The sequence below is a fragment of the Sphingobacterium sp. UBA7625 genome (assembly GCF_002484085.1).
Classification (GTDB): domain Bacteria; phylum Bacteroidota; class Bacteroidia; order Sphingobacteriales; family Sphingobacteriaceae; genus Sphingobacterium; species Sphingobacterium athyrii.
The window spans coordinates 77546-104346 of record NZ_DLJD01000023.1; the positions used below are offsets into that span (position 1 = coordinate 77546).

A 26801-nucleotide genomic window follows, 5' to 3' on the forward strand; every position below is an offset into this window, starting at 1 on the left:
TGGAACAACTTTTGCTTTATTATTTTGATAACTGAACATATATTTTTATAAACCTATACACATGACTAGACTGGTAAATATAGCTATGAAGCGGGCTACGGCAATCAACCAAGAGTGTGCTACTGCCATGTCTATTGTTGTTTTGTTTATAGTACTGATTTTATATGCATTTACGGCCAGTGCATCACGGAAGACGATCGATCACAGGAGTATACAAAAAAATACGCAATCCCATGTATTGGCGAGTGTTTATGTGAAGATGGTACCTCTTGATTCCATCGTGACAGAACGGGGCTATCAGGACATATACGGCAAAAATATGCTACACGTAAAAGTCACCAATCCTTGTAATGCAGATTCGTCCAGATTTGATGGTCTACTTAGCCATATCGAGGTCCAACTAAAAAACAATAAAGGCAAGACTTCGGTAACCTATAAGCATCCCTATCCCCAAATGTCACTCATCCAATTTATACAGGAAGAAATACATATTAAAGATCTTGATGGACGTAAGGCGGTGATCGTTCCTTTCTACTACTGTGGGGGATATGAAAGTTATGACATGAAGGTGTCGTATATCGTTCTTTATGAAAACAAAAGCTATATCTTCCACTTGGATTACTATTGTGGAGAGGGCGTGGAATGTAAACCCGTGCGAACACTACAGGCCACACTGAAAAACCTTCCAAAGGATATTCGTACCTATCTGATCAGGTATTTAACCAAGAAGCATAGGTCCAGAGATAGTTTTCATCAAGAGTAAAGTTTATAAGGCCATTTCAGTAGTTTATGGATTCGTTGTTTTCACTTATTGTAATATAGAATACTATTTTAGGGTATATGCATAAAATTAATATCGTTTGTTTTGCTGTTTTGCTTTTCCTTTTCTCTAGTTACAGTAAAGCTCAGACAAAAAGGAACGTACTAGATACTGTGGTACATGCCGCGGTTAAAGAAGCAATTTTCTTTAATACAAATAAAGCGGATCGTATAACATTACCGTTTGGGTACTCAGCGATTTCAAAAGAACTAAACATCGACTCCATTCTGTCGATGGTAGAAAATGGTAATATGATAAAGGAAATCAATGCATTAAGATTTGATCAGCCAGTCAAAAAAGACCTTGTGTTGCTTCCGGAAGAATACGATGTTTTTCTGCCATTTAGCAAACATGTCAATGAAAAGTATGACAATATTAAAATTTCTTCCCGTTTTCTGTATTATGGAACATATTCAATGTATTTTATGGCTGTTTATAATACCGTCCGCTACACCGACCCATTTATTGAAAAGATGTATTTAATTTCAACGAAGGAAGGCCAACTTATTGATATAAAGAGAATCTTTCTACATCATGAGGGAGAAATGGGAAATACAAACTATACATTATTTAATATAGACAAGAATTATATTATTTCTCTTCGAGATTATGAATTTAGCGAAGATCCGTTTCGTATAAAAGCATTGCATAAATACAGGATTCTACCCTCAGGAAAATTTTCCAGATACTATGATCATGATGGTTTCTATAAAAATGACGAAGAACAGGGCATGGTGAAAAATCATAGTAGAGAAGGGAGGTGGATAGAATTTAAATTAAACAGCTGTATCGATTTAAAAAATTATCCAACATTTACGGATCCATATACCTATTTGGAAGCAACCTATAAAAATGGTTTGCCGGTTGGGAAATGGAAATTTTATAAATTATTGCAGAAATATAATGAAGAGACCGGATTGTCCATATTAAACACACGCCAAAAAGGACAATTGATTTATACTGAAGTGTACCGGGAAGGGCTGTTGGAAAAACGGGAATTTCAGGATTAATCAAAAACTGAATATGTTATCTGCAATTATTGCGCAGGTGTAATGACAGCAATTATAACTCCTAAGTTTCCATCGCTTTAGATCCAGTTTTTTTCAGGCAGATAAACTCTGGATACGTATCCGTCTAGTTATAGGGCATTTACGCACCCTGATTGCTTGAAAAACTGTGCAAGACTATAAAAATTGATCTTTTCTTTCTTTTTCCCACTTAATTCACCAAATGTCATTTTGCTTTAATTTTTCAAGATTCGACAAGAGTCGTGTACAGCAGCTTATCATTATCAGGATTGGACAGTATTGTTTATGGATTGCTGGTAACCAACTTCCTACTAACTGAATAGCATATTCGATATTAGATGAGTTGTAAAAGTAATTTAACAGAGATATAGTAGTGAGTTAGCACGGATTTACCCCTGTTATACCCCTGTTAACCCCCTGTTAACTCCCAGTAATTACCTTATTATTATAAAACATGGTATGAACCAATTGTTATTTTGTGCCGAATAAATAGATGCTGGTTAGTCCAGTTTTCTTATCAGAAATGATATGTTAACGATGATGGTTATGATGATCTGTTGCTGCTCGATCTTCAGAACAGTATGTGGGATAAATTGTTATTCTGTTAAATAAGCAATCCGTTTTATAGTTGTTATGTAAAGTAATTGGCTATTTTTGCGTATTTAATAAACCAAAATTATGGTGAAACTGTTATCAAATCAGATGGCCAAATTGGTCTAAGCTTTGATTGATAAAATGAGATATAAATTATATAGGGAACAGCAACTGAAGTGCGATATCCAAACTGCATGGAATTTTTTTTCTTCCCCGATGAACCTTTCTGAAATAACGCCAAAAGAGATGGGCTTTGTTGTGGTCTCCGACCTTGGTCGGGATGAAATTGTTGAAGGTCTGATCATTGATTATTTTGTATCACCGATCCTCGGAATTCGGTTGAAATGGAGGACAAAAATAACACAGGTCGAAAAAAATAAAAGTTTTACGGATTTTCAAGTTCATGGTCCTTATACATACTGGAACCATTTCCATGAATTTATTCCAAATGGAAATGGAGTATTAATGAAAGATACGGTCGATTATGAGCTGCCTATGGGACTTTTAGGGACTGTTGCCCATGGAATTTTTGTTAAAAGAAAGTTAGGGCGAATTTTTGACTATCGTTATCGAGTTTTGGAAGAATTATTTAATCAAACGAAAAGCAAACCATAGCGTTTTATTACATCTTGCTATTTTCATGAGGCCTCACTAAAATAGGTTCGGCTGAAAAGTACCTTAATGGCGAGACCATTCGGCAACCATCAATAATTTCGTATATTAGGAATATATTAATCTCAAATTATCCAGAGTATACGCTATGGCTGTACCAACAAATAAATCAGAACTGCAATTGGCAATCAAAACGAATTATGATAAATTAGTGAAGGAGTTAATTACAATCCCTCACCAACAGACTATGGTAGTTGAACTGGAAGGGCATAGCAAGGGTACATGGATGAGCATTAATAATCTGTTGGCCTATTTGATTGGGTGGGGGGAACTTGTCCTAAAATGGAATCGTGACAAAGATAGTAACGAAGTGGTGTACTTCCCCGAAAGAGGCTATAAATGGAATGAACTCGGCAAGCTAGCTCAAAAATTTTATCAGGATTATAAAGACTTCGATTTTAAGATGCTTCTACAAGAACTTGATAAAACCGTATCTGCTATTTTAGATTTGGTTGCTCAGAAATCAAATGATGAGCTTTATGAAACCGCTTGGTACGAAAAATGGACGCTCGGTAGAATGATACAGTTCAATACCTCCTCTCCTTATTCAAATGCGAGGAACAGGATAAAAAAATGGAAAAAAGGAGTTCATGTTATCAATCAATAACTGTTGAGATTTTTTCCGCTAAACGGATCCCTATCTCGAAAAGGAATATGGATACTGTGAGGCGGGTCATGCTCACCGAGCAACAGAAAGGATACAGTATCCGGTCCAAAACAGGATGGACAAGACAGGACCGAATCAATACTGGCTGGTGGATTGGTTATTTAACAACGAATGACAATGTTTATTTCTTTGCGACCAGACTGCGACAATATCGTAAAAATAATAAGCCGTCCTTTGGCAATTGTAGGAAAGAGATAACACTGTCGGTGTTAAAGGATCTTGCGGCATATCGCCAAAATTAATCGCCTCTTTATACTGTAATCACAAGTATTTATTAGCTCAAATAACTGTTAGTAGCCTGAGGTTTTCATCATCAAAACAAAGTATTGTGATTTGTTTGATTGATGTATCGGATTTGAGACAGTCATTTATCGTTTTAATTGATTTCTGTGTCGCCAAATCCTTTGGGAATCTATAGAATCCTATACTGATATATTTATCGCGAGAAATGCACAATCGTGGTTTACTTTCAAATAGTGAGTGCTGTATCATAAAAATAAATTAAATTAGTAGAGCCGTAATCAGGGTAATTTCAGCTGGTAATTAATAATAGAGTAGAAAGAATGTCAGGCACATCATAAAATTTAATGAAGAAAAAATACATAATCATCATAGGAGTTTTAGTATTTATCGCTGCATTAGGAATAGGATATCTCATTTTTCTCAGTGCTTTGAGCGGAATTGGAAACCCGACCGGAGGACGAGGGCCTGATTATCCTTATTTTATTACAACCGAGTCAGTAACGGTCAAAAAAATTGCTGTTCCTAAAGGAACAAAGCTGATTTACGAAGAACAGTTTTTTAAGAAAGGACAACAGGACAAAATAATGAATGAAAAAAAACTTACCGATATCCATTTACCTGAAGGAAAAACTATAGAGTGGGGAGGTGTGCCTGTTTATACGATTACTAAATTTTTCAATTCTGAAATGACGGGATACTCGGTTTTCGCCGATTTTAGCCAATTGAGAGATGAACAAAGAACCAAATTTTCCGAATTATGGCGGCGTTGTGGGGGTGAGTTGGGCGTGTTGGTCAAAGACGCAGATGACTGGACTTTTAATACGAAGAACATTACTGATATTGCCGATTGCAGTGTGAACTATCAGCGTTATTTTAAGGAAGATAATAGACAGCAAAAGTTTCTTGACAGCCTATATAATGCATTGGGAAAGCAAGTCAAAATCAAATAATATGAATAGAATTAATAAATATTTTTATCGCTGCTTTATATTCATTTTAATTTCAGTCCCAATGATGCTATTCTCTCAGAGTATTAAAAATAAAAACAATTATACTTATCAGGTTAGAGAAGAAAGTGGGGATCTAAATCATGATGGCAAAATGGACAAAGTAACCGTGAAAATGGATACCGTAACTGAAACAAGGCCGTTACGATTGCAAATTTTCCTGTCTCAACCAAGTGGAAAGTTAACATTGGCGGTATCCTCAGATAAAATCATCGAACCACAGTATCCTGCTGAAAACGGGGGCAAGTTTAATGGTTTTCAAATTCCTAATTTTTTTATAGAAAAAGGAATTTTAAAAATGTGGAGCGAGATTAAAGGCGGAAATATTACCTACCACTTCAAATATAATAAGGGCAGTTTTGAATTGATCTATATTGATAAGCTCACATACGACGCAACTAAAGGTTACATTGATGAAAATACCATATTTACAGAAACTAAATTTGACCTGATTACAGGGATTAGAACTGAAACCGATGAAAGATTAGGCTTGGATAAAGCATTGAAAGTAAGGAAGAAAAGAGTTTTAATAAGACCTTTACCCAAAATACAGGATTTTAAATTTTCAGATAAAGATCTGTATTGATTATGATCCATCTTCTTCGTCCAAAGGAGCTATCATTTGTTTTATAATTATCTAATGCTTTTTAACTGTTCCGTTTCGATGCGGTAGACTCGCCATTTACCGTTTTTTTCCGCGAGTATACCGACCTTTTTTAATAACTTTCCATTTTTACCATACCAGTTCCATTGATCGGTCTTATCGCCGTTGGCATATTGTCCGGTGATTTCTATTTGCCCATTGTTGTGATACCATTTTCGGCTGCTTCCGGATGACGATTTTCGTAGTAATATTTCCATCCTCCGATCGATTTGCCGTTGATTGAATTTCCAGTTTTGCTTAATTGTCCGTTTTCATAATAAGATCGCCATTGGCCTGTTTATCGTTTATTTTTCTTTACTGTAGTGTAATTGTGTAAGGCCTGTTTCAAAAGCTTTTGCCGTTATTAGCTTAAGTGTTTGTTCAGGTCTACCGTCTTTGAATAGCCTTGTTCCATTACCTAATAAGATTGGTATTACAGAAATTACAAATTCATCTATTAAATCCTGCTTTAGCAATTCATTTATTACTTCTGCTCCGCCGTCGCAATAAATATTTTTTCCATTTTCGGATTTTAGCCTTTCGATCAATTTTGTCAGATCTCCCGTATAAAAGACGGTTCTTCCCACATTTGGTCTTTCAGTTCCTGTAATGACATAAACGTCACGATTTCCGTTGTCATAGTGAGAGGAGCCGATATTTTTAAGGACATATTCATAGGTTTTCCGACCGATGATTATTGTGTCAATTGAATCGGTAAATTCGGCATAGCCATAATCTTCACCTTCTTTTTCCACAAGGTTTAAAAAACTGAGGTCATCATTGGGCTTTGCAATGTAACCGTCCAGGCTCATTGCAATGAAAATTGATATTTTTCGCATTTATCTTAAATTTTAATGATACTACAAAAGTAGTGTTAAACAGACACCCGTTCCTTGTAAAAATGCGACAAAATTAAATTTGTGAGGGCGGAATTCCTGTATTCCTCTTGATTTCATTGCTGAGATGTGAATGGTCATAATAACCACATTCAAAAGCGATATCCGATAAACTTCGATTTTCATCTGAATTTCTGATCATGCACAAGGCATGTTGAAAACGAATAATATTTGAATATTCTTTCGGTGATAATCCAACATGCTTCTTAAAACTTCTTTCCAGTTGCCTAACAGTAGTAAAATTGCGTCTGGATAGGTCAGGCACGCTAATTCGCCCGTTTGATGCATGTATATCATTGATGGTGGCTTGTAATTGATTATTCTTATTTATTATTCTATCCAAATAAAAACGGTTAAGGTAATCGAAGGGATTATGGAGGATCTTATCAACGTCAAATGAACTGGATTTTTCAAATTCAATGGTATTATTGGTTAATACCTGTTGTGTCTCATATTTATAGAAGTTGCCAAAAGTGGCCGGTTTAAAACAAACACCGATTAAATAGCTGTCGCTTTCGATGAAGCTGTCTTTGAAAGTAGTCATCGCACCCACTACATACGTTTTTCCAAATTCTATCGAAACTGAGCCGTTGTCTGTTAAACAGTTTTCTCCCGAATTTAAGAAAATACCCGCACAGCCATCGGGAAAGACCCGCTCACATTGTTTGCCCAGTTCACTTCCTTTCAGTTCCCAGTAGAAATGGATGAAGGGTTCTAATTCTTTGTGAGGTTTGCTTTTTTTGTATTCCATCTACTATTACAATTGATTCGTCAGCCGATGATCATCCGGCAGATCATTATTTGTGAAATTACTAAAGCATATTGTAAAGGGCAAATTCTTATTTCTTTGTGCTACTCTTGAGCGGAAGGCTCTAGGTGCAATTGACAATATTAACGGACTCACCTCAATTTGAGTAAATTTGGCAAAAAAATAACTTTGATAAATTAAAGGAATTGCTATAGGAATGACAATGTAAAGACGTAAGTTTGTGATTCACCAATACTAAAATTAAGGTTATGATATATTTAGGAATTCTAATTTTCTTCGGACTTATTACATTATTCGCTTCTTTTTATACCGTAAAACAAGAATCTGCAGCTGTGGTCGAAAGGCTAGGCAAATTTTTAAAAGTAAGCCACGCCGGACTGCATTTAAAAATTCCGTTTTTGGATCAGATCTCTAAACGTCTGAATCTAAGGATAAAGCAATTGGATGTCATTATAGATACTAAAACATTGGATAATGTTTTCATAAAGATGAAAGTTTCTGTTCAGTATCAGGTCATTAGAGAAAATGTAAAAGACGCTTACTATCGTTTGGAAAATCCTGAAAACCAGATTACATCTTATGTTTTTGATGTTGTACGTGCTGAAGTTCCAAAAACAAAATTAGATGATGTTTTTGTAAGAAAAGATGATATTGCAATTGCTGTAAAAAGTGAACTGCAGGAAGCGATGCAAAGCTATGGATATGATATTATCAAAGCTTTAGTGACAGATATTGATCCTGATGAACAAGTAAAACACGCCATGAACAGAATTAACGCTGCAGAACGTGAAAAAACCGCTGCAGAATACGAATCTGAAGCTCAAAGAATTCGAATTGTTGCTGTTGCAAAAGCCGAGGCTGAATCTAAGAAGCTTCAGGGACAGGGAATTGCGGACCAAAGAAGAGAGATTGCAAAAGGATTGGAAGAATCTGTAAAAATGCTTAACGCTGCCAATATCAACGCTCAGGAAGCTTCTGCCTTAATCGTGGTTACCCAACATTATGACACACTGAATGCTATCGGAGCCAATAGCAGAAGCAATTTGGTTTTACTTCCCAACTCGCCAACAGCAGCAAGCTCCATGCTGAATGATTTGGTCGTTTCAATGGCGGCAGCACAAAAAATGGGATCTGATAAGGAGCAGATAAAATGATTATGCCTGTTTTTCTTTTGCTCTTTTTACATGTTATTGTTTTTATGAAGCCGAATGATATCTGCCAGTTCCTTTAGGTCATAGTGTTATATGGCTTGCTGCTTGATGGGATTCGTTTGGTTACGATTATAAAAGAGGAGAGGCGAAGCAACCGATATTTTTTTGCATAATGATAAAATTCGACAGTAAATTGAAACAGAAAGGCTAGTGTTTTTTCTGTTTTTGACGTACTTTTCGAGAACTTGTGTAAACCTTTAAATTATATTCCATAATGCTTAAGAAAAGCATTAAATAATCACTAAAAATTTAAAAGTAGGCAATTCAGTTTTTATGGATTGAGCACATTATTTTGCGAAGGTTGATGGGTAAGCAAGAACTCGTCCCGGCAATAAAAAAAGGAAAATCATTGATAATCAAATAATATCAACATAAGCCGAAAATGAAAAGAAGAACATTTTTACAGGCCTTAAATTTAGGTATAGCATCAGCGACATTATATCATGGTGCGGGAAATGCAATGTCCTTAACAGCTATCTTGGGCGGCAACATTCAGGATAGGGAACTCTCGTATCACCGAATACAGGAAATAAAATATTCAACCGTTCAGATGAAATATCCCCGCCTTGTGGGGAAAAATGCCCGACTGGACCTGCACGGCTATGGGCCCAATGTAGAAATCTGTGTGATCAAAACGGACAAAGGTGCCATGGGCTGGGCTTCGTTGCGAGGGTCCAGAAAAGATGCGGAGCAGATTGAAGTGGAACTCATCGGTAAAAAAGTATCTGAACTTTTTGCTTCCAATTTTGGTACTTTGAATGACAGGTATATAGCTTTTGATATTGCTCTTCACGACCTTGCAGGGATAATCTTGCAGAAGCCAGTTTATGAACTACTTGGCCGTAAAAAACCTTATGTCACTGACTATTATAGCGGTATGATCTATTTCGACGATTTGGAGCCATCAGAAAAGCCATCGGGGATAGCCAGGATTCTGGAAGAATGTCGATATGATTATGAGGTGGGGTATAGACAATTTAAGCTTAAGATCGGTAGGGGACATAAATGGATGCCGTTCAAGGAAGGGCTCCAGCGTGATATTGACGTAACCAATGCAGTGGCCAAGGCCTTCCCTGACTGTGACATTTTAGTTGATGGGAATAACGGCTTTACAGTGGATCAATTCATTCAATATCTAAAAGGTATTCCATCGGTCAACTTATTCTGGATAGAAGAACCTTTTCATGAAACCGTTTCCGATTATGAAAAATTGAGAAATTACATAAAAACAGCAGGTATTGGCACTTTATTGGCAGATGGTGAAGCTGATCCCGATCCAGCTCTGCTTAAGGAACTCTTTGAAAAGAAGCTACTGGACGTACATCTGACAGATATCGAAGGACTGGGTTTCACGAACTGGAGAAGATTGATGCCAGAGTTGAAGAAACTCGGGGTCCAAGCTTCCCCACATGCCTGGGGCTCACTGCTTAAGTCTTACTATACGGCGCATTTGGCAGGAGGGCTGGGCAATACGATTACCATAGAAGGGGTAACGAGCACGTCAGAGGAGGTTGATCTTTCAGGCTATAAGATCCAGGGCGGCAAACTGATCCCACCGCCAGCAGCAGGTTTTGGGATGCCTCTTTTAAAGAAAATATGATGAATGATCGAAAATAAGTTAATTATGAAAAAGACGCTCTATAGTTTGGTCATGTTCATATCCACATTGGTTATTTTTGACGCGAAAGCTCAAGCGCAAAAAAACAATAATTATGATTTTTTTGACACTGTGGTAAACAACCATAACCAGATCTTTCCGCCTTCAGGTATTCCTTCAGCTATCGAAATGGTGCTGAAATATTGCAAAGCAGTGGATTTTAATTTTTATAACTTACAAATTAAATGGCAAAATAAAACGGATGGTTCTTTTCGTGACTTTGACAAGAAGGAATTATACGGAATTACTTTTTCCCAAAAATTTAATTTGCCCCGGGATGAAAGCTTTCCAATGGATAGTCTTTTTCAAACGATAGAAAATGAATTGAAATCTGGTAAAAAGGTAATTATCGCACTTCAGGTCGAAACAGGCTGGTCTATTTTTGTCGTCTATAAACAGACTCCGAATGGAGAGTTTGTTTCTTACAGTAAACTAGGAAGCCATACAACGATACTTAGAAATACAAAAGAAATTGTGAAAAAGTCTAACGGTACAGAAATCATGACGTACAGCATTCTTTCTCGTTCGTAGCAGGATACAAGCAGCTTTCTGTAGCAAGGTTCAGACGGTCAAACACTGTATTGTTGGCTTTGTTTATAAACAAAGAATTTAAATTATGAAAAAGATTCTCTTCAGTTTAGTCATATTAATATTCACATCGCTTATTTTTCATGCGAAGGCTCAGACACAAGAAAATGATAAGGACGATTTTTTTGACACTGTGGTAAATAATCATCATCAAATCTTTCAAATGTCCTGTATTCCATCGGCTGTCGAAATGGTACTGAAGTATTATAACCTGGTAGATTTTGATTTTTATGACTTACAAAATGAATGGCAGAACAAAACTGATGGTTCTTTCCGCAACTTTGACAATAAAAAATTATACGGCATTACTTTCTCCCAAAAATTTGTTTTGCCTCGGGATACAAACTTTCCGATAGACAGCCTTTTTCAAACGGTAGAAAATGAATTGAAGTCTGGGAGAAAAGTGATTATTTCACTTCCGGCAGACGCGGGCTGGCATATGTTTGTCATCTGCAAACAGACTCCAGATGGAGAATTTGTATCCTATAGCAAACTTGGTGATCATACTTTAATACTTAGAAATACAAAAGAAATTGTAAAAAAGTCTAACGGAACGGAAATCATGACTTACAGTACTTCTCCGGGATTGCATTCTCCCCAAACATCTGCGGATTAAGATAAATCCTAAACGGAAGTACAATGAATAAAAAACTGACATTATGATCTGTTTTTTATTTTTTTTAAACGAGATCCTGTAATTTTTTTCTTCGACGCTTTTGCTGACGGATTATAATCAAGACATATTTTGATCCAGTACTCAAAATCATCAGATTTCTGAAATCCGCTGGGTTCTACATAACAATATCCTTTGAGCTGCTTTCCTTTCATCATCATCGGCAAGAAGCCTTTTTTTTCGGAAACCTCATCTTCTAGTTCAGCGTTATAACGGCACATCAGATTATCGTGGCTAATATTGATACACATTTTCCCGTTAACAAGAAAAGATAATCCACTGAACATTTTCTTTTCCTCAACTTCCATATTGTCTTCTATTGAAAGTCTTTCACGGACACGGTTGACAAGTTCATTATTATAAGCCATCTCTTGGGTTTTTCTATCAGTTACAATCTAAGTCCATTTCCCTTTTTAACAGATTATTCTTGGTATTTCTTGGAGTAACATCGCTACAATAAAAATGTTTTGGAAAGGACGTCAATTTCTATCGGAATTCATCTTATTTGAAGATAAGAATACATATTCCAATGAGTACGTGTATGATGAATTTGAAAAGAAAGAGTTTAAAAATGGTAAACTTCTGAATACAGAATTGACCAAAATTGAATACTATAAATGATTTTCAGACGCTAGCGCATATTCCTTTTCTTTACCTGTTTGTCAAGAATTATTGTAAAATCACTTCCGCAAAAAAGCAACTGCTTTCATTGTTAACTATCATTGCTTGTGGACTTATAGGCTGTGTTATGAGAGCGATTTATCTAAAATATGAAATTGCTCAAATAAGAGACCTCTTGAGAAGAGTCGAGTTGGCTGTGGATGGCGGTATACCCGGTGTTGGCTTTCAGGATATGCATCTAGAGTTCTATCTCTTGGCAGGTTTGTTTGCGGGATCACTATTTTGTATGATTGTTTTTAGAATATCTTTAAATCGTCAAAACGGAGAGCCAAATGTAAAATGTTAATCAATTTAAAATTATTATACTTTTACGACCTTTGGTGCCAGCAATAGCGGAATATTTTCAATTATTTTTGTCCAATATTTCTTAGCCTCCTCACGTTGATTGTCATTTTCTAATTGATCAACATGAATAGAAATTGTCGTTTTATCACTCTTTTGGGAAGGAATAAACCTGATTTGCAAGTTTGCGCGTTCCTTGAACCCAACGTGTTTCCATTTTGTGCGTATATGAGAGTATTCCTTAAAAGTTGAAAAATCCTGTTCAACTCCTTCGGACCAATATTTTAAGCCCTCTTCTGAAAAGAAGAGTTTCCATATACTTTCTAAATTTGATGGGAATGTTTTTCTGATTCCGAACTGCCAGCCTGAATCTTTTGTTAATCCAATACGTTTTATCATGTTTTTATATACTAAGAAATTACGCTCTTATTGATCTTTTTTAAGCAAAATTCAAACGCTTTTAAGATACCATTTGTTTTAAATATGAAATTACTGAACGAATATTTTCTACCGCATGCAATTAATCAAAAACTTGATTTACACAGGGTGGTTTGCCGTAAGTTATATTGTTGTGATTTCATTCTTACACTAATATAGAAGTATTATTTCAAATTTAGTTTTTGTACGAATTGATATTTTTTCCCCTTACATAGTATAAACCAGAGAACAATCGGATATGAAAAAAGAAAAGAATTTAAAAACTGCTGAGATTGATCAGCGTTTAGTAGACAATATTGAACAGATTATGACCACCAATGATGGTGTGCCTATTTCTGATAACAACAATACATTGAAGGCAGGTGAGAGGGGACCATCATTACAGCAGGATCATATTTATTTTGATAAGTTGATGCATTTCGACCGAGAGCGTATACCAGAACGTGTCGTTCATGCCCGCGGATCAGGTGCCCATGGTATTTTCGAAGCCACTGCTGACTTATCCCAATATACAACTGCAGCATTTTTAAAAAAAGGAACAGTAACTCCTCTTTTTACGAGATTTTCTACTGTTGCGGGTTTCAAAGGCTCTACAGACCTTGCCAGAGATGTAAGAGGTTTCGCTGTTAAATTCTATACCGAAGAAGGCAATTACGATCTCGTGGGGAATAACATTCCAGTTTTTTTTATTCAGGATGCGATGAACTTCCCAGATCTTGTCCATGCTGTAAAACCAGAGCCGAACAATGAAATGCCGCAGGCGGCATCGGCACATGACACCTTTTGGGATTTTATATCGCTGATGCCCGAGTCTGCACACATGATCATGTGGACTATGTCAGATCGTGCGATACCCCGAAGTTTCAGGATGATGGAAGGTTTCGGCGTTCATACATTTAAATTTGTGAATGCCGAAGGAGTAGGTACATTCGTTAAATTTCATTGGAAGCCGAGATTAGGTGTACATTCGGTCGCATGGAACGAAGCCCAAAAGATTTCAGGATTTGATGCTGATTTTCATCGAAGGGATCTTTATGAAGCTATTGAGAACGGAAATTTTCCACAATGGGATCTCGGTGTTCAGTTGATTCCAGAGGCAGATGAGCTGAAATATTCGTTTGATATTCTTGATGCGACCAAGATTATTCCAGAGGAGCTGGTGCCAGTTCAGATTATCGGAACGATGACACTGAACCGCAACCCGGAGAATTTTTTTGCAGAGACCGAACAAGCCGCTTTCGACCCCGGAAGGCTAGTGCCGGGTATAGATGTTTCGGATGATCCGCTATTGCAAGGACGGATATTTTCCTATATGGATACCCAAAACTATCGATTAGGTGGTCCTAATTTCCATGAGCTTCCTATCAATCGTCCAGTGACGGGTAAGCATAATAACCAAAAAGATGGTTTTGCGCGGACTGAGATCCCCAAAGGTGCTGTGAGTTATTTTCCTAACAGTAAGGCTGTGGGCTGTCCTTATCATGCAATGCTTAATGATGGTGTAGGGTTTGAATCCCACAAGCAGCCTATCAATGGTTCAAAAGTTAGAGCTCGCTCAGATTCCTTCGCAGACCACTTTACACAAGCAAGACTGTTTTTTAATTCACAGAGTCCAGAAGAACAGGACCATATGGTTAATGCCTTGAGCTTTGAGCTTTCGAAAGTGAACGATGTTAATATACGAACGCGAGAACTGGCAATTTTGAATCAGATCGACGAAGAACTAGCAAAAAATGTCGGTACAAACCTCGGACTTATCCCACCAAAAGAACTTGATCCCTTAACTCTCAAATTTGCACGTCAGAACCACCCCGGATATCCTCTTAAACCGGTCGAGCCAGAAGTTGAAAAGTCTGCAGTTTTGAGCATGAAAGTAAAAGATGGCGAGGGAACAATCAAAACCAGAAAGGTTGCTTTCCTTGTTGATAATGGAGCTAGCAAATCATCCATAGATAAAATGAAAACTGCACTTGAAAGGGAAGGGGCACAAGCCGTTCTGATTTCATCTCATGTAGGAAAGATCCGGTTCAAGGAAGGAACAGAAGAAGATATTCAGCATTCATATCTTACTGAAGCATCCGTTTGTTACGATGCATTCTTTACACCAGCAGGTGAATCGGTAAAAGCCCTTGCGCAAAATGCCGATTACCTCCAATTTATCAATGAAGGTTACCGGCACTGTAAAACGCTTGCATTTGCACAAGATGCTGAAGAGTTAGCTGAACGATCATTTATTAAAAAAGATAAAGGTGTTATTTTCGAAAGCAAGGATAATCTCACCGAGGATTTTATAGCGATCATGAAAGAGCATCGTGTTTGGGAGAGGGAAAAATCAAGAAAGGTACCTTCCTAACATCTAGCATAAAACAGATAGCCGTTTGAAAGCACGGCTATTTGTTTTTTACACATTATGGAAATCGCATATTGTTTGTCGTTATTCAAAAGACGTAGCATGGAAAAAGTAGCAAGTAAAAAGATCTGACCTTTGCAAAAAAGCAATCCGGATTGGAGATAAATATGATGCCAGTTCCTAACACTTATCCATTAAAGTACGATAAAGAAGGAAAATTAAAAAGATAATGCTGTTGAATCTGCATCCTTCGATATAACAAGTCTGTTGATAGTTGATATCATTTTAGCTCGCTAAAAACTCTTTGATCAATTCAGCTGTTTCAATTGGTTTTTCAGCAAGAATAAAATGGCCACAGTTTTCGATTTTTTTTAATACTAAGTCACTTGTGATCTCTGGTAATGAATGATGAAGTAAGTCATAGCCACTTGCACCGATTGCCAGAACCGGCATTTCCAATTTATTATAGCTCTCATAGTCTTTAATATCTTGCGGAAAGGCCTGATACCATGCATTAGAACAACGAGTACCATCTTTATTGTCATAAGCCTCACTATAAACGGATTTATCAAATTGGCTTATGCTATCTTTATTGACAAGAAGGTTGTCGAATAACCAAGAAATGACAATTGACATGCGCCCCTCAAGTAACTTTTCGGGCAATTCTTTTACCTGATTGAAAGCGAGCCACCAGGGATATAGATAACTGGTCCCCAAAACAGGTAACATGGGCAGCTGATACATGTTTGGGTCTGGATGTGGTGTATCTAGCAGTACTAATTTGCAGGTTGCTTTAGGGTAATTACAGGCAAAACTAAATGCAACATGTGCACCGATATCATGACCGGCGATAGAAACTTTGTCAAAACCCAAATAATTGATTAGTCCATATATATCCTTTGCTATGTTCTTTTTTTCGTAACCATTTTCCGGTTTATCCGAACTGCCCATTCCCCGGATTTCGACGACAATTACCTGGTAAATTTCAGCCAATATCGGCATGATATGATGATATGCCCACCATGTTTCCGGGTAACCGGGGATGAGTATTAAAGGTTCCCCTTTGCCTCCGCTAACATAATGCATGGATATATCATTTATTACCGTATAATTGTTTGTGAAGCCGGGTACTAGTTTAATAAGCTCTTTGTCTGAATATGCTGTTTTCATGATGAAAAGATAACTTGTGATTGCGATTGATTTTCTATTGACAAATTTAACCTGTATTTTTACAACCCACAAGTATGAAGTATACTATACACTTGTGTTATTTGTTGTAAATAATTGATTATCAATGAAATTAATTAGTCAGCTGTCTCGGGAAGCAAACATACCTATTGGAACTATACGCTTTTATGAAAAGAGTGGCCTTATTTCGGGGACGACAAAGCAGGGTGTTACATCCAATAACTACGTTTATTATGACGATGAAGTAACCGAAAAACTTAGGTTTATAAAAATGGCCAAGGCTGTAGGCTTTACCTTAGCAGAGATTAGACAGGTTATTGATGCATGGTATCAAAAGGAGCTTACTAAAGCCAGTAAAATGGAAGTGCTTAATCTTAAATTGGAACAGATTGACACCAAGATAGGGGAACTTAAGGCAATGAAAAAACAAATAGCACGATGTAAATACAATATCGAAAATGGCCTAAGTCAATAACTTGGTTGTAACGGTCTAAGGCCGTGATCTGATTATGTAAAATATACTTCACATTATCCCTTGTTGCGCCATAAAAATTTTTGCCAGATCATCACGCAGGATGTCAAGTTGTTCCGAAGTCTGCATTTCCTTTTGGAAAAGATCTTATGATTTGAATATCTTTTATTAACTAACCCCGTACCTATCCATATTGCATTTGTCGTGATTGGATGAGAGAAAGACAGTGCAATTTTTAAAACATTAAAATATTCTTTTATATTTTAAAAAATAAACGTTAATTTGACACTAATTAATTTTGTCTACCATAATGGAGGCATCAATACGAATGGGAAAATTTATAGCCGATCGACCTTTATAAACAACCTGGAGTATCGCGCAGATGGTACTATAAGATGGATTAATACAACCACGGAAGGTCCTTTTAATGAAATAGATTGATAAAAGGTATGAAATATAAAATTAATTTATTGACCATAAAGAAACTAATAACTCTTAGTGCATTGTTGACAATGCTATTTTCGGGGCTGCGTGCACAGGAACTGCGGGTAACTGGGCCAGACGGGAAATTGGAAGTAAACTTATCGTTAGAGAAGGGCAAACTTTATTATCGCGTGAACCTAGCTGGACAGGGGATGTTAGAAAATTCGCCCTTGGGCTTACGGGGCGACAAGGTGGATCTTGCCAGTCATCTCCATTTGGTTGCTTCCGACACAAAGACAATCGACCAAAAGTATGAGGAACCTAAAATCAAACGTAGACTGGTACGTTATCAGGCAAACGAATTGCTTTGTACATTGGAGAATAACTTAAAACAACAGCTTGTTGTGATTTTTAGGGTCAGCAATAATGATATCGCTTTTCGCTATTGTATCCCGCAGGTGGCTGAACCCGCAAATTTTCGGGTCGAGGAAGAAATAAGCGGTTTTAAATTTCCCCATTCAACCACCACCTTTCTCACCTCACAAGCTACACCGATGATCGGCTGGAAGAAGACAAAACCGAGCTATGAAGAATCCTATGTACCGGATCAGGCGATGGGCGTACCGTCGAAATACGGCGTTGGTTACACCTTTCCGGCGCTTTTTCATGTAGGGTCCAGAGGTTGGGTACTGCTTTCGGAAACTGGATCGAATGGCAGTTACTGCGGCACCAAGCTCAGCGAAGGCACAAAATCGGGTTTTTACAAAATTGCCTTTCCCGAGCAAGGTGAAAATAATGGCATTGGCGATCGGGGGCCAACGCTGGCGCTACCGGGCTTTACACCATGGCGTACAATCACTGTGGGCAGTACGTTAAAACCTATTGTGGAGACCACGATTCCTTTCGATGTAGTCGAACCGCAGTACAGGGCAAGTAAGCCTTATACCTTTGGACGTGCCACTTGGAGCTGGCTGGAGTGGCAGGACGGAAGTATTAATTTCGAAAATCAGAAAAAATTTGTTGACCTATCTGCTGCTTTGGGTTACGAATTTGTCCTGGTGGACAATTGGTGGGACAAGGAGATCGGGCACCGTAAAATCGAAGAGCTTGCGGCCTATGGCCGAGAGAAAGGTGTGGGACTCTGCCTTTGGTACAACTCAAACGGGTATTGGAACGACGCACCACAGACACCTAAAAATCGGATGAATACGGGTGTTGCGCGAAAAAAGGAAATGGCCTGGATGCAAGCTGTCGGAATCAAAGGAATCAAAGTCGATTTTTTTGGTGGCGACAAACAGGAAACACTGCAGCTTTATGAAGATATTCTTGCGGATGCAAATGATTATGGGCTGACCGTGATCTTCCATGGATGTACCTTGCCCCGTGGTTGGGAACGCATGTATCCTAACTTCGTGGGAAGTGAAGCGGTATTGGCATCCGAGAACCTCATCTTTACACAAGACGCCAATGATAACGAAGCTTTCAATGCTACTTTGCATCCCTTTATACGTAATGCTGTAGGGGCCATGGATTTCGGTCCTGTGCTGCTCAACAAACGACATAATCGTGAAAACAATGGGGGCACGGTCCGTAAGACAACAGAAACATTTCAGTTGGCCACGGCGGTATTATTCCAGACTCCCGTACAGAATTTTGGACTAACACCCAACAATCTACTTGAGATGCCCACGCATGTGATCGACTTCATGAAGCAGGTCCCCACCGTATGGGATGAGACGCGGTTTGTGGATGGTTATCCTGGAAAATATGTGGTGCTGGCGAGACGCAAAAAAGAGCAGTGGTATATTGCTGCTGTGAATGCCGAAGGGAAGGAAAAGACGATTGAGGTGACCCTGCCCATGCTTTCTGAAAACGTGGTGCAATGCATCAGTGACAATAAGTTGCGCGGGTCGGAGCAGAAAACGATCAGCCTAAGCCGCGAGAAAACAGTCAGATTAACCTTGCAATCGAGTGGTGGGGCCATATTGATTGGAAAATAGGTTTTTTATTTCTCTTTTTTTTGCCTTTTTTTGTTGTCCTATGAAGAAATGGCTGATAGTTCTCATCTTAATATGGCAATGCCTACCAGTATCTGGACAAACGGATCGGACTCATTTTTTTTCGCTACGCGAAGGCCTTACAAACCAGCAGGTACTTGATATTGTACATGATGACGAAGGCTTCATGTGGGTTGCGACAGAACTTGGATTGAACCGATTTGCAGGAAAGTCATTTAAGCATTACTATGCTTCTAAAAGGAAAGACGGGCACACTGTCAATAGCAACGAGATCAATACGCTGCTCCATGACGATAAAAAGTTGTATATCGGTACGCGCGCTGATGGTTTAAATGTCCTTGATTTAACGACAAATAAATTCAGCTATTATGTGCATGATCCAGCTGATCCAAAATCCATTGCTACAAATGATATTACAGATATGATTCGTGCAAGGGATGGCGGCCTATGGTTAGCGACCTATCACCAGGGGATTCAACACTTCGATCCTGTCAGAAAAGAATTTCAACACCTCAATAAAAGTAATTTACCGGATTTCCCTGAAAACAGTATATGGTCATTAGCCGAAGACCGAAAAGGAATGCTCTATGTCGGCCATGTCAAAGAGGGAATGACGATCCTGAATCCAATACGTCGATCTTTAAAACGCTTGACTTACCAAAATTCCGGTGCTGAATTACCTGACAACGAGGTTAAAGTCTTATTTTGTGATCAATATGACAATATCTGGATCGGCACCCGGAAAGGGCTTGCCGTCTACCATACCTCGAGTGGTCAGCTAAAGCATATATCTTTGTCTGCGTCGTCTAAAAATGGAAATGAGCCCTTTATTTATGCAATTAAGGAATTTGGCGGTAAGCTTTGGATAGGAGCAGAATCGTCTCAGCTTTTTGTAATACAACCAGGCTATGGATACGACAAAAGGGTCGAGGGTGTCCGGCAAATACAGCTTTTTGACTTGGGAAAGGGAAATAATTCAATGGTCCAACATATTACACCGGACAAATTTGGGAATCTCTGGCTCGCGCTATACGGCGGTGGTGTGGGGGTGATCAGCCATATCAAACCCTTTTTTAATGTTTTCCCAACAGGCGCATTATTGCCGGATCAGCTGGCAACAGTGAGTAATATTATCGTCAGGGGTACAGACGCGGTCTGGTTGACGACAGAAGGCTCCGGAATCGTAGAGATGGGCAAAAATGGCAGATTACTCAAATGGATGACACAAAAGAACGGCAGTCCTGATGATTTTATATTGGCTGCATTTAAGGATCATAAGCAGCATGTCTGGTTAGGTTTACGAAAAGGCGGTGTTGCAGTTTGCTATGCCGGATCCACAACATGGCATACGATAGATCTTGGAGAGCCAGTGTCGGAGGTTCGCGCAATTTATGAAGATCACAGCGGTGTAATCTGGATTGCTGCATACCAGGGTCTGTTTATCTATGACCCGCACAATCATAGCGTGCAAAAATTGCTGATCAACAATCCGATGCTCGGAGACTATGCTCCTCGAGCGCTTGTCGAGGACGGGAAGCATAATATGTGGGTAGGAACGTATGGACAAGGGTTGTATGTGTATAATGATAGTCGGCAGCTGATTCGGAAAATGGATAGCGGAAATGGATTGAGAAATAATACTGTCAACCATTTGCTATGCGATAAAAATAATAATATCTGGATTGCGACAAATCAGGGAATAGCTTTACAGGAAGCTCAACGCGGAATAGGTGAACTGAAAGCTTTAATGCCTCCGGGTGACGATGCCTGGCTGTTTGTCAATGGCCTTTCAGAAGATCAAAATGGGCATATCTGGTGCTCTACAAAGTCAGGTATACTGCGCTTTTTACCCAAAGAAAACCGCTTTTTACAATACGATCAGTCATTCGGCCTACCACTGGGAGGTTTTATAAATGGAAGTGTGGGGCGGGATTTGGCAGGACGCCTGTATTTCGGGATGCAAGACGGCATATGTTATTTTGATCCGAATGAAATCCCCTCAAAACTGCCAAAATCTCCGATTCGGCTGAGCCGATTTATTGTTTTCCGCTCCGGCGAATCGAATGCACAGGAAGACAAATATCTTACATCATCCGATGAGATCAGGCTTGATCATAACGAGAATAGCTTTCGTATCGAGCTTGCGGTCATGGACTATGCGCTGGATGGATTGGTTGAGTTTGGATACCGGCTTCAGGGACTTAATAACGACTGGATTTTCCTAGGCAACGAAACTAATCTTGATTTTCGGAATGTACCCTATGGAGATCATGAACTTTTGATTCGCACACGCATGAAAAATGGGCAATGGTCTCAAACCTGTCAACGTTTACTGATTAAGATCAAACCACCTTTTTATCTAAGTCTGCCCGCAAAAGTTACTTATTTTCTGATTTTTATGCTGGTCATTTATGTGCTTATTTTCTTTTACATAAAAAGAATAAAGGCTGAGTCTGAACTGAAGCTGAAAGAACGCCAGCACCTTCAGGATGAACGCTTGCATAACGAGCGCATGAATTTCTATACCCATATCACGCATGAACTCCGTACACCATTGACGCTCATATTGGGGCCGCTGGACGATTTGTCTCACGATGAACAATTATCTCCTAAAAACAAAGGATTAGTGTATACGGTTCAAAAAAGTGCCAACCGGCTTTTTACTTTGGTTAGCCAGCTTTTGGAGTTCAGGAAGGTGGAATCGCAGTTTAAACCGCTTGTACTTGAAGCTGGGACCTTGAGTGACATGCTTGTTGATATCGTGGATAAGTATCGAACCTTAAATAACAAACTAAACGTTGAGATATATGCAAATTTGCCCGAAACAGATTACCGTACTTTATTTGATGCAGAGATCATACAGTTGATCGTAGATAATTTGCTTTCTAACGCCTATAAATATACCGATTCGGGCCATATTAGGCTGGGCCTTAAGTATGAACAATCAAATTTAACCCATTGGGCAGTTTTATCCATTGAAGACACGGGTCGCGGGATTCCGGCGGACCAAATGGATCGAATTTTCGATAAGTTCTATCAGATTCCCGGCAGGGGAATCCATGGAACGGGTATAGGTCTGGCCCTGGTCAAAGAATTGACGGCGATTCATCAAGGTAAGATCGAAATTAAAAGCACAGAGGGAATGGGAACGACGGTATCAGTCCGGTTTTTAGCAAATAGAGTCGACGTTGATACTCCAAAAGCAGTGGAATTGATCGCGGAATCTGATCAGGTAGCTATGGATCTCAGTCGCCCATTGATTCTTTTGGTCGAAGATGATCCTGATTTACGCGCCTATCTGGGAGATGCCTTATGCCCAAATTACGAAGTTTTGCTTGCTGAAAATGGAGCAGTTGGATTGGACATTGCACAAAATAGGATACCCGATCTTCTAATAAGCGACATTATGATGCCTGATATGGATGGTTTTCTACTAGCTGAAAAATTGAAGGATGAGCGCTCGACAAGCCATATACCATTAATCCTGTTGACGGCGAAAGATACGGATCTGGACAGGCAACGGGGGTATGACCTCGGAGTAGATTCGTATCTCACAAAACCGATCGGTACAGCTTTATTGCTCAAACGTATTGATAACCTGTTGCGCAAACAGAAGGCCATGAACAATGCTATTTTACAGAAAATCAAATTGGATCAGCCAACGGATTTTGTAGAAAACCGGCAAACCGAAAAAGATGAGTTATGGCGTGAAAACGCATTTGTTCAGGATTTTGTGGCAATCGTAGAACAACATATGCAAGATGAGGTATTGGATGCCGCTACCCTGGCAGAAAAAATGAATATGAGCCAATCAACCTTATATCGCAAACTAAAAGGTATTACGGGGAGGAATATCAATCAACTTGTGCGTAAAATACGGATACATAAAGCTGCTGAGCTGTTACGTTCGGGAGCGTACAATGTGACCGAAGTTTCTTTTATGGTCGGCATCAATAGCGCTATTTACTTTCGGCAATGCTTTAAAGAAGAGTTCGGACAGCTTCCTTCTGAATATCAAAAGTCGGGAGCGAAGAGCTAAGGGGCGCATCATCTGACCTTCTTTCTGATGTTAATTACTCAACAAATATCTTGTGGGACATTCGCGATATAAGTGATCGTGACCAGGGCTAACGGATGAGGTCATGAACCGAAAAACATACTTATTTTTGTTGAAAAGCCGCTTTTTGACCGAAAACTATATGGTATTTGACGGATTTGTATACGGTCTGAAGCTTTAAAATCCCCTAAGTTTGACAGTATAATCAATTATAAATCTCGCAGGAAGTAGCAATGCATCTGATGTAACCTATGTAAACCATCGCTTATCATCTTCGCTGTCTATTCTGGCCAGATTGTATTATTTACTGTTTAATTCGTATAGAAATTTATGAACAACCTAAAAATTGTTTCTTTGTATACGGTGTTGAGCGTTGCGCCAACATTGTTATACGCCCAGGGGAAAATTTCGGGACAGGTCTTGAATAAGGCCAACGAGCCTATCGCAGGTGCGACTGTGATTATGGAGGGCGGAGGTAAGGGAACTTCAACAGACAAATCGGGAAAATTTGAACTGAATGCCACTAAAGGTGTGCTTGTTGTCTCTTTCATCGGCTACATGACCTACAAAGTCCCACTAAACGAAACCACAAATCTGATAATTCGGCTTGAAAAAGATGAGCGCGTTCTGGAAGATGTCGTGGTGGTGGGATATGGCACACAAAGAAAAGCGACATTAACCGGATCTATTTCTGAAGTGAAGGGCAAAGATATCGTGAAAAGCCCACAACCTAATTTATCCAATTCACTCGCTGGACGTTTTTCTGGCGTGGTAATCAACAATCGGAGCGGTGAGCCCGGTTATGACGGTTCATCCATTACGGTGCGTGGACAGGCAACTACAGGTAGTAATGATGTATTGGTTGTCGTAGATGGTGTACCCGGACAAATAGGCGGCCTGGAGCGTCTGGATCCAAACGATATTGAAAGTATTTCGGTTTTAAAAGATGCCTCAGCGGCAATTTATGGTAACAGGGCAGCAAATGGGGTTATTTTAGTCACGACCAAACGTGGAAAAAGCGGTAAACCTTCTATCACGTATAGCGGAAATCTCGGTGTCAGTTCACCAACACGGTTGCCTAAAATGGCTGATGCCGCTACTTATGCTATTTTAAGGAACGAAATTGCTTATGGAAATAGTTCTTCCGGAGGAATGAACCAGATTTATTCAGCAGAACAGATTCAAAAATTTAGAGACGGATCTGATCCACTGCTATACCCCAATACCGATTGGGCAGATGTCACCTTGAAAAAAGCGGCAATACAAAGTCAGCATAATCTGTCTGTCGCTGGTGGAACCGAGGATGTGCGATATTTTATGTCTCTGGGTTCGGTTTATCAGGATGGCTTATACCAAAAGGGGGTAACAAAATATAAGCAGTATAATTTCAGAACAAATCTTGAAGCCAATGTAACTGATCGCTTTAAGGTCGGACTCTCTCTCTCGGGAAGACAGGAAGACCGTAAATTCCCCATCGCATCTGCCGGAGATATTTTTCGCTCCATGTATAGAGCGTATCCTACGGTAAGCGCATATTATCCAAATGGCTTACCGACGCGGGGCATTGAAGGATCCAATCCCGCCTTAATGGTCACGGATATCGGTGGGACCGTGAATAATCCCAAACAGGTTTTCAATGGCATACTCAAAGCAAGCTATCAGCTTCCTTGGGTAGAAGGGCTATCCGTAGATGGTTTTCTTTCGGTGGACAAATCCGCAAATTTTAGCAAAAACTTCAGTGTGCCCTACGTGTTAAATGCTTATGACCAGGCAAAAAATACGTACGAAGAATCTATTGTCGGCGGAAATAACAATAAGGCTACATTGACCGAATCGCATACCAATGAATCCTTAATCACAAGCAATATAAAACTGAATTTTGAACGTACCTTTGGTGCCCACGCAATCAATGCTTTTGTCGGTTATGAGCAAAGTAAAAGGCATTTGGAATATTTTGACGCGCAGCGTTTTAATTATCTCTCCAACCAGCTGCCTGAATTATCACAAGGTGGATCCGCTGCGACAGATTATCTTAATTCAGGTTATAGTTCTAATTATACGAGACAGAGTATCATTAGCCGGATAGCTTATAATTATAATGAAAAATACCTGTTTGAAGGACAGCTCAGGGCAGATGGTTCTTCCATTTTCCCCTCAGGCAAGCGATGGGGATATTTCCCTTCCATATCCGCCGGGTGGCGTATCAGCAAAGAAGACTGGTTTGCAGACAAGATCGGATTTTTAGATGATCTAAAACTTCGCGCCTCTTATGGTACCCTTGGTAACGATAATGTCGACGGATTCCAATTCTACGATAACTATACGTTGGTAGGAAATGGTCTGGTCGCGCTTCTAAATGATAAAAGCCAGATAGAACCCAATGTTAAATTGGCAAAATTAGCAAATCCGGCGATTACTTGGGAGGTGTCCAAGAAGCTAGATGTCGGATTAAATGCACAATTTCTCAAGAATTTTACGATAGAGGCCATTTATTTCAAACAAAAGAGATCGGATATTCTGACGGAAAGAAATGCGTCGATTCCGGCAACTTCAGGTATTGTCAATCCATACAAAGAGAACAGCTCCAAACCGCTGGTCCCTTCGGAGAATATTGGCAAGGTGAATAGCGAAGGATTTGAAGGAACTTTGTCGTATCAAAAACCGGGCGATTTCAGCTGGGGAGTATCCGGTAATTTTACCTTTGCCAAAAGTAAAATTATCTTTATTGATGAGGCCAGCGGTACGCTGGATTATCAGCGCCAGACATCGAGACCGCTGGGAACCTATCTGCTCTATAACGCCATTGGATTAAACCGGACCGAAGCAGATCTCGCTGCGGCCCCACAGGCACCGGGAGCACAGGTTGGGGATTTAATTTATCAGGACTATAACCAAGATGGTAAGATAACGGCAGATGATATGATACGGACAAAATATGGTAATATTCCTCAAATTACGTATGGCTTTAATCTGAATGCCGCTTATAAAAATGTAGATATTTCCATTCTTTTTGCTGGGCAGGCTAAAGTAAGCCAGCACGTGCTTCCGGAATCCGGAACAGTAGGAAACTTCTACAGTACCTGGGCCGACAATCGATTTAATGAAGTCAATAATCCGAACGGAAACTATCCGAAAGTACCTGAACGCGCCTCTTCAGCTGTGAGCGGTGGCTTGTATAATAACACCTTTTGGTTGAATAATGCGTCCTTTTTGCGTTTGAAAAATGTTGAGATAGGCTATACATTGCCTAGTGAGGTCTTATCGAGGCTGAAATTGGGCGGACTTCGATTTTATGTCAACGGATTTAATCTCTTGACTATCACAAAAGTGAAGGACTACGATCCGGAAGGGAATAGCGGTAGTGGTCAATTCTATCCGCAACAACGTATTATTAATATAGGTGCAAATTTGAAATTTTAAGGAG

The 26801-nt window shown here is 39.2% G+C and carries 24 protein-coding genes; 18 read left to right on the forward strand and 6 right to left on the reverse strand.

All coding sequences use genetic code 11. The features are described 5' to 3' along the window. Positions 1 to 61 precede the first annotated feature (61 nt). The 7 genes from B4G94_RS08695 to B4G94_RS08725 all read left to right on the forward strand — a co-directional run bounded on the left by B4G94_RS08695 (position 62) and on the right by B4G94_RS08725 (position 5617). Positions 62 to 763 carry a hypothetical protein gene (locus tag B4G94_RS08695; RefSeq protein ID WP_286858301.1) on the forward strand — a complete coding sequence of 234 codons (702 nt, stop codon included), beginning with the start codon at positions 62 to 64 and terminating at the stop codon, positions 761 to 763. A 77-nt stretch (positions 764 to 840) separates the two neighbouring features. Beyond that, a complete protein-coding gene (locus B4G94_RS08700; RefSeq protein WP_286858303.1) occupies positions 841 to 1830 on the forward strand; it encodes a hypothetical protein in 990 nt (329 codons plus the stop codon). Positions 1831 to 2583: 753 nt separating this feature from the next. After that, complete coding sequence (locus B4G94_RS08705; RefSeq protein WP_286858305.1) at positions 2584 to 3057, forward strand: SRPBCC family protein; 474 nt, start codon at positions 2584 to 2586, stop codon at positions 3055 to 3057. Positions 3058 to 3202: 145 nt separating this feature from the next. Next, the gene (locus tag B4G94_RS08710; RefSeq protein WP_286858306.1) at positions 3203 to 3721 is read left to right on the forward strand and encodes a ClbS/DfsB family four-helix bundle protein; all 519 of its coding nucleotides are present in this window, start codon (positions 3203 to 3205) and stop codon (positions 3719 to 3721) included. After that, positions 3688 to 4023, forward strand: a complete 336-nt coding sequence (locus B4G94_RS08715) for a penicillin-binding transpeptidase domain-containing protein (protein ID WP_286858307.1) — start codon at positions 3688 to 3690, stop codon at positions 4021 to 4023. Before B4G94_RS08710 ends, B4G94_RS08715 begins: the two co-directional genes overlap by 34 nt. A 345-nt stretch (positions 4024 to 4368) precedes the next feature. Next, positions 4369 to 4974 (forward strand): hypothetical protein, encoded by a 606-nt coding sequence (locus B4G94_RS08720; protein ID WP_286858309.1) that lies wholly within the window; start codon positions 4369 to 4371, stop codon positions 4972 to 4974. 1 nt (position 4975) lies between these two features. Then, a complete protein-coding gene (locus B4G94_RS08725; RefSeq protein WP_286858311.1) occupies positions 4976 to 5617 on the forward strand; it encodes a hypothetical protein in 642 nt (213 codons plus the stop codon). Positions 5618 to 5664: 47 nt separating this feature from the next. On the opposite strand, the gene B4G94_RS08730 is transcribed toward B4G94_RS08725, so the two are convergent. From B4G94_RS08730 to B4G94_RS08740, 3 genes are all read right to left on the reverse strand, one after another. Beyond that, positions 5665 to 5892, reverse strand: a complete 228-nt coding sequence (locus B4G94_RS08730) for a hypothetical protein (protein WP_108633847.1) — start codon at positions 5890 to 5892, stop codon at positions 5665 to 5667. Between the two features lie 87 nt (positions 5893 to 5979). After that, positions 5980 to 6513: a dihydrofolate reductase family protein gene (locus B4G94_RS08735; RefSeq protein ID WP_286858312.1), complete on the reverse strand. Its 534-nt coding sequence runs from the start codon at positions 6511 to 6513 to the stop codon at positions 5980 to 5982. Positions 6514 to 6586: 73 nt separating this feature from the next. Continuing rightward, on the reverse strand, positions 6587 to 7321 hold the full coding sequence (locus B4G94_RS08740; RefSeq protein WP_286858314.1) for a helix-turn-helix transcriptional regulator: 735 nt from the start codon (positions 7319 to 7321) through the stop codon (positions 6587 to 6589). A 266-nt stretch (positions 7322 to 7587) separates the two neighbouring features. On the opposite strand from B4G94_RS08740, the gene B4G94_RS08745 reads away from it, so the two are divergent. The 4 genes from B4G94_RS08745 to B4G94_RS08760 all read left to right on the forward strand — a co-directional run bounded on the left by B4G94_RS08745 (position 7588) and on the right by B4G94_RS08760 (position 11411). Beyond that, a complete protein-coding gene (locus B4G94_RS08745; RefSeq protein ID WP_108633850.1) occupies positions 7588 to 8493 on the forward strand; it encodes an SPFH domain-containing protein in 906 nt (301 codons plus the stop codon). A gap of 439 nt (positions 8494 to 8932) precedes the next feature. Further along, positions 8933 to 10150 carry an enolase C-terminal domain-like protein gene (locus B4G94_RS08750; RefSeq protein WP_286858316.1) on the forward strand — a complete coding sequence of 406 codons (1218 nt, stop codon included), beginning with the start codon at positions 8933 to 8935 and terminating at the stop codon, positions 10148 to 10150. A 24-nt stretch (positions 10151 to 10174) separates the two neighbouring features. Further along, complete coding sequence (locus B4G94_RS08755; protein ID WP_286858317.1) at positions 10175 to 10738, forward strand: hypothetical protein; 564 nt, start codon at positions 10175 to 10177, stop codon at positions 10736 to 10738. 85 nt (positions 10739 to 10823) lie between these two features. Beyond that, complete coding sequence (locus B4G94_RS08760; RefSeq protein ID WP_165307137.1) at positions 10824 to 11411, forward strand: hypothetical protein; 588 nt, start codon at positions 10824 to 10826, stop codon at positions 11409 to 11411. A gap of 41 nt (positions 11412 to 11452) precedes the next feature. On the opposite strand, the gene B4G94_RS08765 is transcribed toward B4G94_RS08760, so the two are convergent. Continuing rightward, positions 11453 to 11836, reverse strand: a complete 384-nt coding sequence (locus B4G94_RS08765) for a TfoX/Sxy family protein (RefSeq protein ID WP_165307135.1) — start codon at positions 11834 to 11836, stop codon at positions 11453 to 11455. Between the two features lie 94 nt (positions 11837 to 11930). Between B4G94_RS08765 and B4G94_RS08770 the strand changes: the two genes are divergently transcribed. Together B4G94_RS08770 and B4G94_RS08775 are read left to right on the forward strand one after the other, a co-directional pair. Further along, entirely contained in the window at positions 11931 to 12089 is a 159-nt protein-coding gene (locus tag B4G94_RS08770) for a hypothetical protein (RefSeq protein WP_165307134.1), read from the forward strand. Beyond that, the gene (locus B4G94_RS08775; RefSeq protein ID WP_286858320.1) at positions 12073 to 12435 is read left to right on the forward strand and encodes a hypothetical protein; all 363 of its coding nucleotides are present in this window, start codon (positions 12073 to 12075) and stop codon (positions 12433 to 12435) included. The genes B4G94_RS08770 and B4G94_RS08775 overlap by 17 nt, the downstream gene beginning before the upstream one ends. A gap of 14 nt (positions 12436 to 12449) precedes the next feature. Here B4G94_RS08775 and B4G94_RS08780 read toward each other — a convergent pair whose 3' ends face one another. After that, positions 12450 to 12830, reverse strand: coding sequence for a hypothetical protein (locus B4G94_RS08780; RefSeq protein ID WP_108633856.1), 381 nt, complete (start codon positions 12828 to 12830; stop codon positions 12450 to 12452). Positions 12831 to 13107: 277 nt separating this feature from the next. On the opposite strand from B4G94_RS08780, the gene B4G94_RS08785 reads away from it, so the two are divergent. Beyond that, positions 13108 to 15222: a catalase gene (locus tag B4G94_RS08785; protein ID WP_286858322.1), complete on the forward strand. Its 2115-nt coding sequence runs from the start codon at positions 13108 to 13110 to the stop codon at positions 15220 to 15222. A gap of 282 nt (positions 15223 to 15504) precedes the next feature. Here the strand turns inward: B4G94_RS08785 and B4G94_RS08790 are convergent, their stop codons facing one another. Next, on the reverse strand, positions 15505 to 16389 hold the full coding sequence (locus B4G94_RS08790; protein ID WP_286858324.1) for an alpha/beta fold hydrolase: 885 nt from the start codon (positions 16387 to 16389) through the stop codon (positions 15505 to 15507). A 124-nt stretch (positions 16390 to 16513) separates the two neighbouring features. Here B4G94_RS08790 and B4G94_RS08795 point away from each other — a divergent pair, with 124 nt between their 5' ends. From B4G94_RS08795 to B4G94_RS08810, 4 genes are all read left to right on the forward strand, one after another. Next, a complete protein-coding gene (locus B4G94_RS08795; RefSeq protein WP_108633858.1) occupies positions 16514 to 16882 on the forward strand; it encodes a MerR family DNA-binding protein in 369 nt (122 codons plus the stop codon). Positions 16883 to 17328: 446 nt separating this feature from the next. Then, on the forward strand, positions 17329 to 19302 hold the full coding sequence (locus B4G94_RS08800) for a glycoside hydrolase family 97 protein (protein WP_286858327.1): 1974 nt from the start codon (positions 17329 to 17331) through the stop codon (positions 19300 to 19302). A gap of 40 nt (positions 19303 to 19342) precedes the next feature. Continuing rightward, on the forward strand, positions 19343 to 23359 hold the full coding sequence (locus B4G94_RS08805; protein ID WP_286858329.1) for a hybrid sensor histidine kinase/response regulator transcription factor: 4017 nt from the start codon (positions 19343 to 19345) through the stop codon (positions 23357 to 23359). A 348-nt stretch (positions 23360 to 23707) separates the two neighbouring features. Continuing rightward, positions 23708 to 26797: a SusC/RagA family TonB-linked outer membrane protein gene (locus B4G94_RS08810; RefSeq protein ID WP_286858331.1), complete on the forward strand. Its 3090-nt coding sequence runs from the start codon at positions 23708 to 23710 to the stop codon at positions 26795 to 26797. Positions 26798 to 26801 lie beyond the last annotated feature (4 nt).